We start from the raw sequence: 17,407 nt of genomic DNA, 5'->3' as shown, positions 1-17,407 counted from the left end.
TCAGTCGAACGCTCGGGAGACGGGCTCGTTGACCGGATGCAAGGGCGGCTCGCCACGCAACACGGCGCGAATGGCGTCCACAGCGCTCATGCCGACACGCAGCAACGACTCGTTGGTTTGCCCTGCGACATGAGGTGTCACGAGCAGATTGGGCAGGTCGGACACGGGGAACGTGTTGCAACTGAACGGATTGATCATGTCGGCGTTTTCCGCAGCCAGAACGTCGATCCCTGCGCCGCCCAGCTGGCCGCTGCGCAAGGCGTCGGCGACAGCCGCCTCATCGATGACCCCGCCGCGACTGGTATTGATGAGGATCGCGCCAGCCTTCATTTTTGCTATCTCGGGTCGACCGATCAGATTCCGGGTACTCGACTGTAGAGGCACGTGAAGGCTCACTACATCGGCCTTGGCCAGCAGGGTGTCGAGATCGACCAGCCGGGCGTCGAAGCTTGCGTCATAGGCAGGATCGGTCGCCAATACATTCATGCCGAACGCTTCGGCAACCGGCGCGACATGCTGGCCGATATCACCGAAGCCGATCAGGCCCAGGGTACGCCCCTCTAGCTCTATTCCGGTCAGGGACAGACGGTCCGCTGCCCAGACGCTGTCACGAGTCTGATCGGTGGCCAGTTGCAGCTTGCGGCTGACCCCCAGCAGCAGGGCAAACACATGCTCCACGACACTTCTGCGATTGGCCCCTGGCGTGTTGGTGACCCACACACCCCGTTCGGCAGCCGCCTTGTGATCGACATTGTCGTAACCCGCTCCGTGTCTGGCCACGATCCGCAGCTTCGGTGATGCCGCAATCATTTGCGCGGATATATGGCCACCACGCAGGAACACGGCATCGACCTGTTGCTGAATGTCGGTGTACGCGACTGCGTTCGGGCCGTAGCCGAGTCGCACCTCACCTGTAGAAGAAAGTGCCTGCAATACATCTGGATGAATCGGGCTTGTTACATAGATCAAAGGCATCATCGTCACCTCAGGAGAATTGGTGGGTGTTGGCATCATCGGTAGCCGCGGGCGGATTTCTGCGAACGGTCGAGATAACGATCAGTCCCAGAAGGCCTGATGCGCACAGGATGAATGCAGGCGTGGACTGATTGCCGGTGGCGCCGATCAGCCAGGTAGCCAGAAACGGGCCTGAGCCTCCGCCGATGACCGCACCTACGCTGTGCCCGAACGCCACCCCGGTGTGGCGGATGTGCATCGGGAAGAATTCGGGCATGACCGAGTAGGTACCGGCCTGGCAAAGCGCGTAGGGAATCATGCCCAGCGCCAAACCGGCCATGGCCAGATTCACCGAGCCTTGCTGCATCAACATGAAAGAGGGTATCGAGAGCACGGCATAGGCGACGTAGGCGTAGCGCAGGATGGACTTGCCGCCGCGATAGGAGCCCAGTTGTCCAGCCAGAGGTATCAGGAACGCGGCAAGAATCACCGCGACCAGCACGATGGTGGATGCCTGACCTTTCGAATAGCCCAGGATCGAACTGAAATAGGCTGCGATGAATACGGTGCCGATGTAGGTGCCGATGTTCTGCACCATCGCGATCATGATCACTTTGAGCAAAGGCTTGCGGTAGTCACGCAGCAACTCCGCGAAGGGCTGGCCTTGCTTGACTTCGGTATGGTTTTTCTTCGATGCGAACTCGGGGCTGTCCTCGATGCTCAGCCGCATGTAAAGGCCAATGATTCCAAGCGGAAGCGCCAGGAGGAAAGGAATGCGCCAGCCCCAGGCAAGCATTTCGGGATCCGTGAGGGTCGCCGCTGCGAGGCCTGCTATGGCTGCGGCCAGGCCTTTGCCGAATTGCGCGATGGAGGGCAGAAAGGAAATGTACAAGGCGCGGCGTTTGGGCGGCGCCCACTCGCGGATGTAGCTTGCGGCGCCGCCGATTTCGCCGCCTGCCGAGAACCCTTGGAGCATGCGCAGCACGACCAGCAGTATCGGCGCCCACACGCCGATCTGCGCGTAGCCAGGCAGCAGGCCGATCAGCGTGGCGGCAATACCCATGAGCGTGATACTGGCGATCAGGCTGAAGCGTCTTCCTACTTTGTCGCCCAGCCAGCCAAAGGCGATGGCACCCAAGGGCCTGACCAGGAATGCAGAGCCGAACACCAGGAAAGTGTTCAGCAGGCCTGTAGTCGCGTTGTCCGAGGGGAAGAAAACCAGCGCCAGGGTCGCAGCCACATAACCGTAGACGCTGAAGTCGTAGTACTCGACGAAGGTGCCGAACACCGCCGCTCTAGTGGCTTTCTTGGCTTTGCGCGTTTGCTCCGTCTGATCGACGGCAGACCGGACAGGCTCGGCCACAGCATTGTTGTTATTCATGGGCACCTCGGGTTATAGAACACTATCTATTCAAAAAATGGGACAGTGTCCTGATCTTGTTTTGGCTAGCTTCTAGAAGCTCGAGGAGCTTGTCAACAGTCACGTGTAATTGCCCTGCGGCAGCTTTACACCCCAGAATGGGGGCCCAAACCCTCGATTCGACTCATGATGTCCTCATCAAGCTGCTCTTCCGTCACTTCCTCGACTGCGGCAACTGCCTCCAGCCACACCCGATTGATTCAGGTCGTGGACGCGCTTGTCAGGCGCTCGGGCGCCGAGCCTTGGGGGGTGCGTGAACTGGCGGCAGAACTCGACGAGAGTCGCAGCACGGTCAATCGGATCCTGGCGTCTCTGGTCGAAGTAGGTTTGGCGACCGAGGCAGGAACGGGCAAGTACGCAGTAGGGCCGAGAGTCGATGTCTTGGCCAGGACGCTCAGTGATTCGAGCACGCTGCTGGGGCGCGGCTCACGATCGTTGGGTGATCTGGCAGCAGCATCGAGGTGCACGGCATTGGTGTCAGTCTGCTGCCCACGCGAAGGCGGGTACTTCGTCGCCGCCTGCAGCGAAGCCAAGGCGGCGCTCATATTCAGACCCGCGCTGGGCGCGCTTTATCCGCTCGCTTTCGGCGACATTGGACGCGCATTCCAACGATTCATTGCCGACGACCTTTCTTCCCAGGATAGGGAATCCGATGTCGCTGCCTACGCGCTGTCTCAGCATGAACAGCTTGGGCTGTTGTCGGAATCCGAGTTTCCGCGCGCGTCGTCGATCTCGGTCAGGCGCATGGCGAATGGGCTTGTGGTAGCGGTTTCCGTTCACTGCGCGAGCAGCACGGAATCGGCGCAACCCCGAGCCTGGGAGGCAGATGCGCAGCACGTCATCGCTCGAATACAGGCAGACATGGAATCAGGAAGCGTCGAACGGATTCAACGCCTGCCTGATGTCATCGAACCGGATAGCAAATCTACGGTCGGTCGTCTGGAGCGACTCCTGTTGCTGGCGTGCGCCTTCCCCCAAGGCGTGAAAAACTCCGTGGATCTGCACGACCAACTGCTGTGTAACGCGGCCACAGCCAAGCGATTGATCGAGTCAGGTAGTCAGGCGGGTGTCGTCAGGTGGGTTGCAGGCACGCTGTACCCAGGCCCGAAGCTCTATCAATGGGCGGCGCGAATCACCGCTGCAGACCGTGACCTTGCCGACATGACCCACCGGATCGTTTCTTCACTCGTTCAGGAAACCGGCGAGACCATAGCGCTGCTTTCCTATGACGAGGCTACTGGCAAGGCTGAATTTCTCGACGTCATCCAAGGCTGGCGACCCATTCAATACAAGCTGCAGGTGAACGTGGAAGTGCCACTGTACGCGGGTGCGGCGGGTAAGGCGGTATTGGCCAACTGCGACAGCCAGGTAGCAGAATCTCTTGACCTTGTGAGGATCACCGACGCGACCATAACGTCCCGCGAGTTGCTCAGGGCAGACCTGGAAGCCATAAGAGCCAGAGGCTGGGCCACGGGTGAAGGTGAGCGTGTGTTGGGGGCTTTCGGTTTGGCTGTGCCGTTTTTCGTAGACGGTCGAATACGAGGGTCGATCTCGGCAACGATCCCGCAGTACCGCAAGAGCGAGCTTGATTTGCCGCTGCTGCTGACACGTATGCGCGAAGCTACCACCCGGATAGAGCGCCTGTTGTCATTGGGTGTAAAGGCCGCCTGAGGGTTACTTCTGTAGTGAAGCCTCATCCAGCCCGGCGTACCAATCCGCGTATTGTGTATTGCGCGCCATGCGTCGGTTGACGTCGGCGCTACCGTCGTCCCACCAGACTTCCCCGCGTTCGCCCAAGGCCTGCTTGGCGACATCGACCTGTGCGCGGGCTTTTACGAGAGCCTCGGGATCTTCCGAGTGCTTGGCGGCCTTGACCGCTCGCCGTGCATCCATGAGCACCTTGACCCAATGTTCGCGCACCGCTTCGGGCAGGGCAGGGTTGCTGCATCGCCAGAGCCGGCCGCGTACGACGAAATAGCGTCCATCAGGTGTGGTGGGATACATCTCGGGATCATCGACAAGGACGGTGTGAGGGGAGGGGTGATGCGATCCGGCAAGCGGGCCGTATGTCGCTGCTTGCCGGTGGGTGTGGCTTAGCTCAACCAGCTTTCGACAGTGTCGGAGCCGTATTCGGCTTTCCATTCCTTCAAGGTCTTGTGGTTGCCGCCTTTGGTTTCGACGACTTCACCCGAGTGGGGGTTCTTGTAGGTTTTCAGCGAGCGCGGCTTGCGTGTGGCTTTTTCAGGCGCTGCGCTGGCCTTGACTGGTTTGCCGCCTTGCTGCGGGTCGAGGATGGAAACGATGTCCCTGAGGCTTTTATTGTATTCGCCCAACAGCGAACGCAACTTGGTCTCGAACTCGATTTCCTGTTCCAGGCCCTTGTCGCCTTTCATGGCCTCAAGTGCTGCAAGTTGTTCGGCCAGATGACGTTCGAGTTGACGGTATTCAGCAAGTTTGGACATGAGTATCCCCAGGCATGGATCGTGGATAAAAAGGTAAAGGTATCGAGGCGTGATTCTGGCGCAGTGTGCGCACCGATGCCACAACTAAATAACGTTTATTACAATATGTGGCCAGCTTCGTATCCGGTCGAGGACACGGAATGTCGCAGGCTCGATTAAACTTTTCGGCGACCAGGGGTGTCAGGTCTTAAGTAGGCTGTCGAATCCACGGCAGCAGCCAAGAAATCTGGAGATACGAAATGAGCTTTTTCAGCAGCATCCTCGAGAAACTGGGTATCGGCAAGCACGCTGTTCCGGACGCAGACGCTTCTACACAAACTCCCGTTGCTCCTGCGCCAGGTGCATCGCCCACCACTACCGTCACGAACCAGCCCTCCGCTGCGCCGATCACCCAGGTGGATGTGGCTCAAAAGCTCGAAGCTATGGCGGCCAGCCACGGCGAAACTTTGAACTGGCGTACGTCGATCGTCGATTTGCTCAAATTGCTTGGCCTGGACAGCAGCCTGACCGCGCGCAAGGAACTTGCCGAAGAGTTGCACTACACCGGTTCGACCGATGATTCGGCAGCCATGAACACCTGGCTGCACTCTGCTGTGATGAAGAAGCTCGCTGAAAACGGCGGCACCGTGCCTGCGGAATTGCTGAACTGATATATCGCTCAGCGTGCTGCACTGCTTATAAGAAAGCCCGACCCCGGTCGGGCTTTCTTGCATTTGAATACCCGGTTTGCGCGCAGCCGCAGGCGCCCTTATAGAACCCGTGGGCCAATTCTATAATTTTTGTTAATAAATCGAGCGGAACACCCTCGGCGTGGCGGTACTCAGAGCCCTTGAACTTATATTTTCAAAGGAGCGCCAAATGTCCACTGCAGCCGATTTCATGGTCAATACCCTCAAGCACGCAGGTGTCAAACGCATCTATGGCGTAGTGGGTGATTCCTTGAATGGCCTGACCGATTCAATGCGTCGGTTGGGCGGGCTGGATTGGATACACATGCGCAACGAAGAGGCCGGGGCCTTCGCCGCTGGCGGCGAGGCGCACCTGACGGGTGAACTGGCGGTCTGTGCCGGCAGCTGCGGACCGGGCAACCTGCATTTGATCAACGGCTTGTTCGACTGTCATCGCAGCGGCGTGCCGGTGCTGGCGATTGCAGCGCACATTCCCAGCAGCGAGATCGGCATAGACTACTTCCAGGCGACCCATCCCGAGTCGTTGTTCAAAGACTGCAGCCATTATGTAGAACTGGTCTCGCGCCCCGAGCAATTGCCGCAGATTCTGGAGCGGGCCATGCGCGTTGCCATCAGTCGCCGCGGCGTTGCCGTGGTAGTGATTCCGGGCGATGTGGCGCTGAGCTCGCTCGACGCGCCGGTCAGCCAGTGGATCGCACCACAGGCGCCAGTGGTCGTTCCGGCGCCGGGGCAACTCGACGAGCTCGCCCGGTTTCTCAACGGCGGCAAGCGCGTCACCCTGTTGTGCGGTGCCGGGTGCGCAGGTGCCCACAGCGAAGTCGTGGCACTGGCCAAGCAGCTCAAGGCGCCCATCGTGCACGCCCTGCGCGGCAAGGAGCACCTGGAATACGACAATCCCTACGACGTGGGCATGACTGGGCTGATCGGCTTCGCTTCCGGCTTCAATGCCATGAAGGAATGCGACACTCTGCTGATGCTCGGCACCAACTTTCCGTACCGGCAGTTCTTTCCTGAGCACTCGCGCATTGCCCAGATCGATTTGCAGCCTGAGGCATTGGGCAATCGCTGCCCACTGGCTATCGGTCTGATCGGCGACATCAAGCACACCGTGCAGCAACTGTTGCCACGCCTTGAAGAACGCACCGACACCATGCACTTGAACAAGGCGTTGGCGGACTACGACAGCGCGCGAAAGGGCCTCGACGACCTCGCCGAGAGCGGCCCGAACAGCACGATCATCCACCCGCAATACGTCAGCCGATTGGTCAGCGAGCTGGCCGCTGACGATGCGGTATTCACCTGCGATGTGGGCACGCCCACCGCCTGGGCCGCCCGCTACCTGAAAATGAACGGCAAGCGCCGCCTGATCGGCTCGTTCAACCATGGCTCGATGGCCAACGCCATGCTCCAGGCCATCGGCGCACAGGCGGCCTACCCCGACCGCCAGGTCGTGTCGATGTCCGGCGACGGCGGCTTCGCCATGATGATGGGTGACTTCCTGACCCTCAGCCAGGCCAACCTGCCGGTCAAGGTCATCGTGCTCAACAACGGCACGCTGGGCTTCGTCGAAATGGAAATGAAGGCCAGCGGTCTGGTGGACGTGGGCTGCGAGCTGAAGAATCCGAACTTCGCCACGTTCGCTCAGGGCATGGGTATCAAGGGCATCCGTGTGGAGAAACCGCAGGATCTGCGTGCCGCCCTGATCGAGGCGTTCGAGCATGATGGGCCGGTGTTGGTGGATGTGGTCAGCGAGCGTCAGGAATTGATCATGCCGCCGGAAATCACGGCAGCCAACGTCAAGGGCTTCGGCTTGTTCATGATGCGTGCGGTACTCGACGGGCGAGCCAAGGAACTGGTCAGTCTGGCCAAGAACAACCTCCTGCGCTGAGTCCAGACGCTGCAAACCGGTGCGCACGCGGCAGCGACGCACCGGTTTGACGCCAGCTTTCAATGGGCACACCTGGCTTGTCGGCGTAATCTCGGCTGATAACGGTTCCTGATCACTTGGACAGCTTTTTGCACGGTCTCGGATCGAACCGATCTCAGTGGAGAAGCCATGAAAGCCTTGAATATCGTCATTGCCGGTGCCGGCATGGGTGGCCTCAGTGCCGCTGCGGCCCTGCAACAGGCTGGTCACCGGGTTCACGTCTACGAACGTGCGGCCGAACTGGCGCCGGTCGGCGCGGCTATTTCCATCTGGCCCAACGGTGTGCGGGTGCTGGATGCACTGGGTCTTGGTGAGTCCATCGAGCGTGCAGGTGGCCACATGCAGAGCATGAGTTACAGCGACCACCAAGGCCGCCTGCTCACCCGTTTCGACCTGCAACCCTTGTATAGCCATGCTCGGCGGCGTGCGTTTCCGATTGCACGCGCACGCCTGCAAGGCATCCTTCTGGAAGCGGTCGGGATGCAGAACGTGACCTTAGGGGTTGCGTGCCTGGACTACGAAGAAAGCCAGACCCATGTGCAAATCATGCTGTCGACGGGTGAAACGGTGACAGCCGACCTGCTGATAGCGGCAAACGGCACCCACTCGGTGCTGCGCGACAAGATTGCCGGCCGACCGATTCCGCGGCGCTATTGCGGCTACGTCAATTGGAATGGTCGCATCCAGTCGGCTCCCGACCTGGCACCCGCCGATGAATGGGTGCAGTACGTGGGCGACCACAAGCGGGTGTCGTTGATGCCCATGGGGAACGGTGAGTTGTATTTCTTCTTCGACGTACCGTTGCCGGCAGGAACGGCCAACGTCCGTGAAGGCTATCGCGCCGAACTCGAGCAGCAATTCGCCGGCTGGCCCGACCCGGTGCAGCGTCTTCTGCAACGGCTGGATCCGGCCAGCGTCGCGCGAGTGGAAATCCATGACACCGAGCGAGTCCCCCATTTGGTCGGCACGAGGGTTGCGCTGCTGGGGGACGCGGCCCATGCAATGACCCCCAACATAGGGCAGGGCGGTTGCCAGGCCATGGAGGATGCCTGGGTGCTGGCCCGCTGCATCGAACGCGAGCTGACTCCGGCAGCCGCGTTGGCGGCCTATGAGGCTGCACGCGCGGAGCGGGTCGCCGGTCTGGTAGTGAAGGCGCGCCAGCGGGCGGCGATCATCCACGGCGAAGTGCCGGAAGAAACCCGGCAATGGTACGCAACGCTGGCAGGCAGCGATGGCAGCGACATTCTGGGTGGCTTGATCAAGACCGACGAGGGCAGCCCGCTGTAGCGCGCAACTGCACTGTCTAGGGGTGCGGCAAGGTCAAGGTAACCACGGCGCCCTCTGCGTTGCTGCGGTTGAGAACCGCACCGCAACGCTTGGCCAGCGCGCCGATCAACCCCTGGCCACTGAGCTTGGACCCCGACGTGCCTGCATTCGACAATTGCGCCGGGGAGAAGCCTGGTCCGCGATCGCTCACCGTCAACTGCAGGTCACCTGTACCGAGACGCTTGAGTGCAAAGTGGATATGGGTGGTGCGCTGGTTGCCGTGATGGATGGCGTTGGCCACCAGCTCGTTGACGATCAAGCCCAGGTCCGAAGCCAGCTTGAACGGGGCGTGGGCAGTTTCGGTATCGACGGTCAGGTGAATGCTGTCGTCGCGCTCTGCCTGGATCGATGCCCGTACCAGGTGAGGAAGGTAATGCGCCAGATCCACGGTGCCCGACGCACTGCGATACAGCTCGGCTTGTACCGTGCCCACGCCCTGGATACGAGCGATGGCCGATTCGAGCAGTTGCCGCGCTTCGTCGCCCTGGGCGCGCAGCTTGGACATCTGCAGGAAAGCGATGATCAGCTGCAGGTTGTTCTTGACCCGATGGTTAAGTTCGGAAACCAGAACGTCCTGGTGTGCCTCGAGCTCTTTCTGGGCGGTGATGTCGGTGCAGCTGCCGAAGTAGCCGGCGAACACCCCCTGGCGATAGAACGGCGCGCCGTGGTCGAGAAACCATCGGTAGCTGCCGTCGTGGCGACGCAGGCGATACGGGGTAGTGAAGGACTCGCGGGCGTCGAAGGCCTGTTCGTAATTGCGCGTGCACATCTCCAGGTCATCGGGGTGCACGTCGTCGCCCCAGCCATAGCCGCAGAGCTGGTCCTGAGTCTTGCCGGTGAAGTCGAGCCAAGGCTTGTTGAACCAGTCGCACTGTTTGTCGGTACCCGCGCGCCAGATCAATACCGGCGCGTTGTCAGCCAACTCGCGAAACTCGGTTTCACCAAGTCCTGGTCCCATGCCCGGGAGATCTGTGGGTTCACTCATGCTTCTTTCCATATAGGCCGCGCGATTCTGTGAAAAGCTTCAAGGGCACTGGCAGCGGTCGATTCAAGGGTAGTTCACCTTTGACCAGCGAATGCACGATGTGTGCGCTGCGCGACAGGTCATTGGGGCTGTAGGGCTTGGACAGCAAACCCAACGCGTAGCCGCTGTTGGCCTTGGCCACATCGATCTGGCCACTGACGAACAGCGAATGGATCTTGAATTGCTCGTAGAGCGTCTGCGCCAGGCCTACGCCTTCGTCGTGTCCATCCAGATTGATGTCGACGAATGCAACGTCGATGACATGCTCGTGCGCCAGTGACAGCGCTCCGGCGACGTCATACGCAGGACCGATGATCTCATGGCCATCTTCCTCCAGAGCTATCTCGGCCAGTAGCGCCAGGATTGGATCGTCTTCTATCAGCAGGATACGCATTGAGTTAACTCATTCTCTTCAAGGGCGCTTGCGCTCTTCTTGCAAAGCTTGTTTTAAGAGCGTCAATAAACCAGTGCGTTCAATCTCGCGTTGTCGGCTGCTAACCACATCTTGATTCCACGCTGAAAAATATCCTGAACTGTTCGGCTGCGCGCGCTTCTATCAGTAGACCGTTTTGGTCGTCTACCTCAGAGCTCAGGCTCAACCTATTTCCGGAGTGTTTGATCATGTCTGATCAATCAATGAATGACAGTGCGTCAAGCCAGGAACGTCCCGCCAGCCGTGTCAGCGAGGGCTTGCCGTACCCATTGGGCGCGACCTGGGATGGGTCGGGCGTCAATTTTGCAATCTTTTCCGCCAACGCCACCAAGGTTGAGTTGTGCCTGTTCGATGCCGACGGCGTCGAAGAGATCGAACGCATCGCGCTGCCTGAATTCACCAACGAGATCTGGCACGGATACCTGCCCGATGCGCGCCCGGGCACATTGTACGGTTACCGCGTGCACGGTCCATACGACCCTGCCAACGGCCACCGTTTCAACGCCAACAAACTGTTGATCGACCCCTACGCCAAGCAGATCTCGGGCGAATTGAAGTGGGACGACGCGCTGTTCGGCTACACCGTGGGCCATGAAGACGGCGACCTGTCGTTCGACGAGCGTGACAGTGCACCGTTCATGCCACGCTGCCGTGTGATCGATCCGGCCTTCACCTGGGGCAACACAGCCAAGCCGAACGTGCCGTGGGAAAAGACCATTTTCTACGAAACCCACGTGCGCGGCTTCACCATGCGCCACCCTTCGGTGCGTGAGTCCGAGCGCGGTACCTTCGCCGCCTTCCACGAGAACGACGTGGTCGAATACATCCGTTCGCTCGGCGTCACGTCGGTAGAGCTGATGCCGGTTCACTATTTCCTTGATGACAATCATCTGCTGGAAAAAGGCCTGCACAACTTCTGGGGCTACAACACCCTGGGCTTCTTCGCGCCGCATGCCCGCTTCATGGCCGGCTCGTCGATCGCCGAATTCAAGGTCATGGTTTCGCGCTTCCACAAGGCCGGCCTGGAAGTGATTCTCGACGTGGTCTACAACCACACTGCCGAAGGCAACGAGATGGGCCCGACCCTGTCGCTCAAGGGTATCGACAACGCCAACTACTACCGTCTGATGCCAGACGATGCGCGTTACTACATCAATGACACCGGCACCGGCAACACCCTGAACATGAGCCACCCCTGCGTATTGCAGATGGTCACCGACTCCCTGCGTTACTGGAGTTCGGAAATGGGCGTGGACGGCTTCCGCTTCGACCTCGCGACCATTCTGGGTCGTGAAGCCCATGGCTTCAGCGAAGGCGGTGGTTTCCTCGACGCCTGCCGCCAGGATCCGGTGCTGGCCAAGGTCAAGCTGGTCGCCGAGCCGTGGGACTGCGGCCCGGGCGGCTATCAGGTGGGCAACTTCCCGCCGGGCTGGATGGAATGGAACGACAAGTTCCGCGACATCTCCCGTGCGTTCTGGAAGGGCGACGACGAGATGCTCGGCGATTTCGCGAAAATCTTCCTGGGCTCGGGCGACCAGTTCAACCGTCGTGGTCGCAAGCCGGCGTCTTCGGTCAACTTCATCACCGCGCACGATGGCTTCACCTTGAACGACCTGGTGTCGTACAACGAGAAGCACAACGAAGCCAACGGTGAAGACAACCGCGACGGCCACTCCGACAACCGCTCGTGGAACTGCGGCGTCGAAGGTCCGACCGACGATCCGGAAATCGTCGCGCTGCGCTACCGGCAGATGCGCAACCTGCTGGCGACGCTGTTTCTTGCCCAGGGCACGCCGATGCTGCTGGCGGGCGATGAGTTCGCTCGTACCCAGGGCGGCAGCAACAACGCCTACTGCCAGGACAGCGAAATCGGCTGGGTTGACTGGAACATCAGCGAGCAGAGCAGCGAGCTGCAGGACTTCGTCAAGTACCTGATCGAGCTGCGCAATCGCTACCCGCTGCTGCGCCGCAATCGCTTCTTCACCGGTGCCTACGACGAAAGCCTGGGTATCAAGGATGTCAGCTGGATCCAGCCCAACGGCAGCGAGATGGGCGTCGAGCAGTGGCAGGACGGCAGCAACCGCTGCATGGGCATTCTGCTCGATGGCCGCACCCAGTCCAGTGGTATCCGCCGCGCCGGGGTCGACCATTCGTTGTTGATCGTGGTCAACGCGCACCATGACGTGGTTGGCTTCACCTTGCCGGAAGTGCCGGAAGGGAAGCGCTGGATCCTGCAACTGGACACCAACCAGACCGATTTCGAAGCCGGTGAGTCGTTCGACTTCGGCACCGAGTACGCCGTCACCGGACGTTCGGTACTGATGTTCGAACTGGCCAAGCCAGTGAGCAAGAAGCGTCGCTGATCGTCTTAGGCGAGTAACGCCGCCGTAGAAGCGTCAAAGTTGCCATGGGCGTTCGTGATGCGAGCGCCCATGAGCTGCTTTTAGAGTTCTTTCGTCCAGTTGCCGATCGCCATCGGCTTGTCGTTGTATGGTCATCAATTCGATGTGTGCTCGGTGTTTTGAGCATCCCTCGGCGTCATCGGTTTGGTCTGCGCGCTGCTGTACTGAGCAATTGCAAGGCCGATCAGCATTATGGCAATGCCTGAAATCCGACCAAAGCCTACCGGCTTGACCGCAAGACCCAACAGACCAAAGTGATCGAGCAGCAGCGCAGCGACCATTTGGCCTGCAATCACGCACAGGATGAAGCTTGCAGCACCGACCTTCGGCAGTAGGAACAACGAGGTTGCCACGTACACCGCCCCAGTGATCCCTCCTATCCAAATCCACCACGGGCCTTGAAAAGCTGCTACGAAGTCGGGTGCGGGAAGGCGAATGGTCACCGCAGTCGATGCGAGCACGATGAATCCAATCAGAAGCGCCACAGCCGCTCCCCACAGTGGGTTGCCAAGCAGCCTCGCAAGCATGCCGCCGCTCGCTGCTTGAACTGGAATCAGCACCCCGGCCATCACCGATATGGCAAGCGGAAGTGATCCGACCAGCAGTGTTCTATTCAGCATGAGGCTCTCCATAAGCACGGCTCGATTAAGGGCAGAGCCAAGGTTGATCCATCTGCTAACCTGATGGAAATTACTTGCATGCACATGGATTATTCTTCTGATGGATGCACTAAGAAAGATTGACTTGAACCTGTTGCTTGCTTTGCACGCGCTTCTCATCGAAAAGCACGTAACCAGAGCTGCTGTTCGTTTGCACAGAAGTCAGCCAGCGGTGAGCCATGCATTGGCGCAACTTCGGGAGTATTTCGATGACCCTCTTCTGGTGAGACAGGGCGGCAAGATGATTCTGACGGCGCGAGCGCAGTCCTTGGTTACCCCTTTGCAAGATGGACTTGGCAGTTTGAATGGACTGCTTGCCTCTCCTGATTTCGATCCTGCGACAGCGCAGCGACGTTTCCGGCTATCGCTGTCAGATTACGCCTCCAGAATCATCCTTCCACCGCTGGTCAAACACCTTCGGCAAACTGCGCCAGGTATTGATCTAGCAATAAGCCAGTCAAGCCGGGAAGGCATGATGGCTCAGTTGCAGGATGGAGAGCTGGACCTGGCGCTTGGTATCTTCACTGACGTTGCGCCGGATATATCGGTCCAGACATTGTTCGTCGAGGACTTCATCTGCGTCGCGGACAGGCATTCATTGCCACAGGAAGGCTGCCTATCGTTGAACGCGTGGTTGGCTCGGTCACATGTCATGGTGGCGATGCGTCCCGATGCCTATGATGAAATTGAACGCGCTCTAGGCGTGCGAGGACTGGAACGGCGTATTGCCTTGGCCCTGCCGCATTGGGGCGCTGCAGTCGATGTTCTTCCCGGTACGGACCTGGTCCTGACCGTGGCGAGTCGAGCCGCTGATTCGGTTGATCGACACAGGCAGCTTGCGAGGTTCCCACCGCCCTTCACAATTCCCCAGATGGACTATCAGCAAGCGTGGCACTCTCGAAAGGAGCACGACCCTGCCCATCGTTGGCTTCGAGAAGTGTTGTTCATGTGCAGCCAGCCATAGGCAAAGTGAGAATCGAAAGGTGACCAGTTGCCGGCGCTGCCTGGGCTACCGACCGACAACGGTTGCGTTGGGATCCGGGCACGTTATTCATTGGCTGCATGTGCGTTGTGCGTAGCATCGATTTCCAATGAATCTAGCGCCGCCAGATACTTTCATCTCAAACCGGAGCTGTTGCTTCCAACAGAGGATAGTGAGATGAAGGCGAACGATACGTTGTGCTCAGCAGCGGGGGCAGAGCCCATGAAGGTGTCTGACAATGCAATGGCCACCAAGGTTGTTTCACTGAAGTTCAGCGACAACCGAAAAGATGTCATTGGGCTGAAAAACGTCAATGAGTTACTTGAAGAGATTGGTGTACACGTTGTGACCGTCGAAGTGCCGAAATCAGCGGCCCCGATCCTGGCGGCGTCATATGATCGCGCGCTCACCGAGCTTGAGAAGCAGGACCTGATCAAAGCTTTCGAATTGACCACCCCCCAGCTTCTTGAACAGGTAAAACTTGCAGGTCGTTTGCCCTCAGTGACTGGTGGTGGTGTCCTGACCGAGGAAACCGGCATGGGGCCCTACCCAAAGGTCTACGATATGAAGGCCATGGATGCCCGTGCTCACAAGGCAGCGCTTGAAAAGTACGGCCGAATGCATGTCAACTCGGCCGATGATGGTACTGATGTCGACGAGGTAATGACGGTCGTCGCGGGTGGCCCTTTCCGCTGGGGGTTCACGCTGAAGGATGGATCAATCGCGCGTTTCCAGATCGAAAGGCTTGACCTCGGCGACAAGGCCGTTCGTGTGAGTTATCACGGACTGGGAATGCACGCAGGCATTATGGATTCCAGGCAGGGTTTGATAGTGGCCTACGGTCATGGTCCGGCAGAGTTCACCATGCGTTATGAGGCGCAAGTACCCCACGCCCATCTGCTGGGCACCAATCCATGGATCGACTTCAGTGGCGAGACGCCAGTCGTGCTGGATGAAGTAAAGTCTTAACCCTGCTCTGAACAACCTTGAGCTCACAAAGCGGTTGTGTGATGTGCTTATCGAGAAGGCTGGAGGGCGTCATCACAACTGTGTTCATGTAGGGATTATCCAAGTACTCATCAGCCCTGTCGTCAACAGGTGCCACTGTCGCTACTGTGCGCAGATTCTGCGATTCGCCGTTTTGGCAAACTACGGCAGTTTCGCGTTGGTCCTCGAGGTGCCTGCGGAAGCGGCAAAAACAGGCTTCTTGCTAGACTTTCAATGCGCTGGACGCATTGGCGCTGCTTCGACGCGACCCGCATACGCGTGATCGAGGCGTGCGTCCTTCCACGATAGCGACGAGACGCTGTAGACGCTGAGATGGCAATTTGCTAGCTTGCTCTGCAGGCGCTGGTCAACCCTTTGACTGGCGGCCATGTGTACCGTCGAACTCATTCTTTGCTGCCCTTACGCAGCCACACATGACGACCTTCGACGACCCCGAAACTTGCTGCCCGTGCACGCCCGTGCGTTGGATATTGCCACGATGTTGATCAGACGCCGCCCATCGCTCGCAGGTTTTATCGGCCTGGCGCTCGGCTTGATCGTATTTTCGGCGTTCTCGCTGTTGCGATCCGAAATCCAGCGGCAGGAGACGCGCTTTTCCGAGTATGTGCAGAGCATCGCCGGCACCGTACGCAATCAGCTCGACACCAACGATGCCGTACTGGCAGGTTTTGCGGCTTTCCTGCAGGCGGTAAAACAGAGCGATACCGATGCAGCAGCCCGCTACGGTGCGGCCGTGCTGGCGGCGTACCCGCACATCTACATGCTGGAAGTGGCGCGCAGCGTCCCGGTGGACGAGCAATTCGATTTCACGGCATTGCTGCGGCGCACCTGGCTGCCCGATTTCGAGTTGAAGAATTTCGAGGTCAAAGACGCGCACATGAAGGGCGTAGCGCCAGCCGAGCCTGGGGTCGGCGGGTCGCGAGCCATGGCGGAAGCGACCTGGCCCATCCTGTTCATGTCGCCGCAGCTGCCGCAGGCCAGCGTCATCTATGGCGTGCGCCTGGAAACCGTGCCGTACCTGGCCAACGCCCTGGCGCGTATTCGTCAGAACCCGCTGCCAGTGGTGTCGCCGGTGTTCGCCCTGCACGAAGGCGGCAACGCCTACATTCTCATGAAGTCGGTGTCGCGCCCCGATGAGGATACCCAGCACACCTTGCCGAATTTCTTCGGCAGCACCATGGTGGCCATGCTGCTGATCAAGACCGATGCACTGCTCGGTGCCATCGTGCGCCACAACAGCGACTCGCGTGTGGCAGTGAGTGCTCAGTTGCACAGCACAGACAGCCCCAGCCAGGTGGTCGCCATGGAGCCGGTGGCGGGGCGTTGGTGGGACGAACTTGCCTTGCCGCGGCTGACCGACAGTGTGTACGTGGACAGTCCTACGCAACCTGTTTCCCTCAGCTTTCAACGGCAACTACGCCTGATGGACGTGCTGGGTCCGGGAAATCTGTTGATTCTGGCAATCTTGATGGCGAGCCTGGTGGTGGTGCCGATGGTGCTGGTCAGGCATTTCTCGGCCATCGAGGCCGCCGAACTGGAGCATGAGCGCTCGGCATTCCTGGCCACCCACGACGTCCTGACCCAGTTACCCAACCGTTACCTGCTGGCAGACCGCTTCACCCAGGCACTTCAGCATTGGACCGAGCAAGGCGTCCCATTCGCGGTCATGCTGATCGACCTCGACCATTTCAAGCAGATCAACGATGAGCACGGCCACGCGGTGGGCGACCAGGTGCTGCAGGCACTCGCCAAACGCATGCGCGAGACGGTGCGCCATTACGACACGGTCGCGCGTTACGGTGGTGATGAATTCGTCGCGCTGGTCTCCGATCTGACCAATCCGGACAGCGTGATCCTCAAGGCGCAGCAGCTGCTGGATGCGATCGAGTTGCCAATCGGCACCAGCGTCGGTGCGCTGTCACTGTCGGGCAGCGTCGGGATCTCGCTGTGCCCCGTACACGGTGAAGATCTGGACACCTTGCTCAAGGCGGCCGATCAGGCAATGTATCAGGTCAAGCTGGAAGGTCGGCAAGGGGTGGCGATGGCGGGCGCCGTTTGATAGGCAGTGGCGGGAAAGGCGGCTGATATTCTGGAGATAGCGGGGAGCGCACAGCGGCCCAG

The 17,407-nt window shown here is 59.6% G+C and carries 15 protein-coding genes; 8 read left to right on the top strand and 7 right to left on the bottom strand.

Going from position 1 to position 17,407, the window contains the following annotated elements:
• Positions 1-975 (bottom strand): hydroxyacid dehydrogenase, encoded by a 975-nt coding sequence (locus IFT80_RS09685; protein ID WP_192059911.1) that lies wholly within the window; start codon positions 973-975, stop codon positions 1-3.
• A 10-nt stretch (positions 976-985) separates the two neighbouring features.
• Positions 986-2,335, bottom strand: coding sequence for an MFS transporter (locus IFT80_RS09680; protein WP_122477331.1), 1,350 nt, complete (start codon positions 2,333-2,335; stop codon positions 986-988).
• A 165-nt stretch (positions 2,336-2,500) separates the two neighbouring features.
• Between IFT80_RS09680 and IFT80_RS09675 the strand changes: the two genes are divergently transcribed.
• Complete coding sequence (locus IFT80_RS09675) at positions 2,501-4,045, top strand: IclR family transcriptional regulator domain-containing protein (RefSeq protein WP_192137446.1); 1,545 nt, start codon at positions 2,501-2,503, stop codon at positions 4,043-4,045.
• Between the two features lie 3 nt (positions 4,046-4,048).
• Here IFT80_RS09675 and IFT80_RS09670 read toward each other — a convergent pair whose 3' ends face one another.
• Both IFT80_RS09670 and IFT80_RS09665 read right to left on the bottom strand, forming a co-directional pair.
• Entirely contained in the window at positions 4,049-4,378 is a 330-nt protein-coding gene (locus IFT80_RS09670) for a hypothetical protein (protein ID WP_122477334.1), read from the bottom strand.
• An 89-nt stretch (positions 4,379-4,467) separates the two neighbouring features.
• Entirely contained in the window at positions 4,468-4,836 is a 369-nt protein-coding gene (locus IFT80_RS09665; protein ID WP_122477336.1) for a histone-like nucleoid-structuring protein, MvaT/MvaU family, read from the bottom strand.
• 239 nt (positions 4,837-5,075) lie between these two features.
• Here IFT80_RS09665 and IFT80_RS09660 point away from each other — a divergent pair, with 239 nt between their 5' ends.
• From IFT80_RS09660 to hpxO, 3 genes are all read left to right on the top strand, one after another.
• Positions 5,076-5,486: a DUF3597 domain-containing protein gene (locus IFT80_RS09660; RefSeq protein WP_122477338.1), complete on the top strand. Its 411-nt coding sequence runs from the start codon at positions 5,076-5,078 to the stop codon at positions 5,484-5,486.
• A gap of 208 nt (positions 5,487-5,694) precedes the next feature.
• Positions 5,695-7,413, top strand: a complete 1,719-nt coding sequence (poxB, locus tag IFT80_RS09655; protein ID WP_185793029.1) for a ubiquinone-dependent pyruvate dehydrogenase — start codon at positions 5,695-5,697, stop codon at positions 7,411-7,413.
• Between the two features lie 168 nt (positions 7,414-7,581).
• Positions 7,582-8,739, top strand: a complete 1,158-nt coding sequence (gene hpxO / locus IFT80_RS09650; RefSeq protein ID WP_192059867.1) for an FAD-dependent urate hydroxylase HpxO — start codon at positions 7,582-7,584, stop codon at positions 8,737-8,739.
• A gap of 16 nt (positions 8,740-8,755) precedes the next feature.
• Here the strand turns inward: hpxO and IFT80_RS09645 are convergent, their stop codons facing one another.
• Entirely contained in the window at positions 8,756-9,763 is a 1,008-nt protein-coding gene (locus tag IFT80_RS09645; RefSeq protein WP_192059865.1) for a sensor histidine kinase, read from the bottom strand.
• Positions 9,756-10,196, bottom strand: a complete 441-nt coding sequence (locus IFT80_RS09640; RefSeq protein WP_122477343.1) for a response regulator — start codon at positions 10,194-10,196, stop codon at positions 9,756-9,758. The genes IFT80_RS09645 and IFT80_RS09640 overlap by 8 nt, the downstream gene beginning before the upstream one ends.
• A 227-nt stretch (positions 10,197-10,423) precedes the next feature.
• On the opposite strand from IFT80_RS09640, the gene glgX reads away from it, so the two are divergent.
• On the top strand, positions 10,424-12,598 hold the full coding sequence (gene glgX, locus IFT80_RS09635) for a glycogen debranching protein GlgX (protein ID WP_240998755.1): 2,175 nt from the start codon (positions 10,424-10,426) through the stop codon (positions 12,596-12,598).
• 134 nt (positions 12,599-12,732) lie between these two features.
• On the opposite strand, the gene IFT80_RS09630 is transcribed toward glgX, so the two are convergent.
• Positions 12,733-13,257, bottom strand: a complete 525-nt coding sequence (locus IFT80_RS09630; protein WP_197975802.1) for a DMT family transporter — start codon at positions 13,255-13,257, stop codon at positions 12,733-12,735.
• A gap of 100 nt (positions 13,258-13,357) precedes the next feature.
• Between IFT80_RS09630 and IFT80_RS09625 the strand changes: the two genes are divergently transcribed.
• From IFT80_RS09625 to IFT80_RS09615, 3 genes are all read left to right on the top strand, one after another.
• Positions 13,358-14,260, top strand: coding sequence for a LysR family transcriptional regulator (locus IFT80_RS09625; RefSeq protein ID WP_192137443.1), 903 nt, complete (start codon positions 13,358-13,360; stop codon positions 14,258-14,260).
• A gap of 195 nt (positions 14,261-14,455) precedes the next feature.
• Positions 14,456-15,247, top strand: a complete 792-nt coding sequence (locus tag IFT80_RS09620) for a hypothetical protein (protein WP_197975801.1) — start codon at positions 14,456-14,458, stop codon at positions 15,245-15,247.
• A 517-nt stretch (positions 15,248-15,764) separates the two neighbouring features.
• The gene (locus tag IFT80_RS09615) at positions 15,765-17,345 is read left to right on the top strand and encodes a GGDEF domain-containing protein (protein WP_192059863.1); all 1,581 of its coding nucleotides are present in this window, start codon (positions 15,765-15,767) and stop codon (positions 17,343-17,345) included.
• The last annotated feature ends 62 nt before the right edge of the window (positions 17,346-17,407 follow it).

Source organism: Pseudomonas sp. CFBP 8771 (genome assembly GCF_014841695.1).
Lineage (GTDB): Bacteria > Pseudomonadota > Gammaproteobacteria > Pseudomonadales > Pseudomonadaceae > Aquipseudomonas > Aquipseudomonas baltica.
This window is presented reverse-complemented; position numbering and strand designations above follow the sequence as displayed.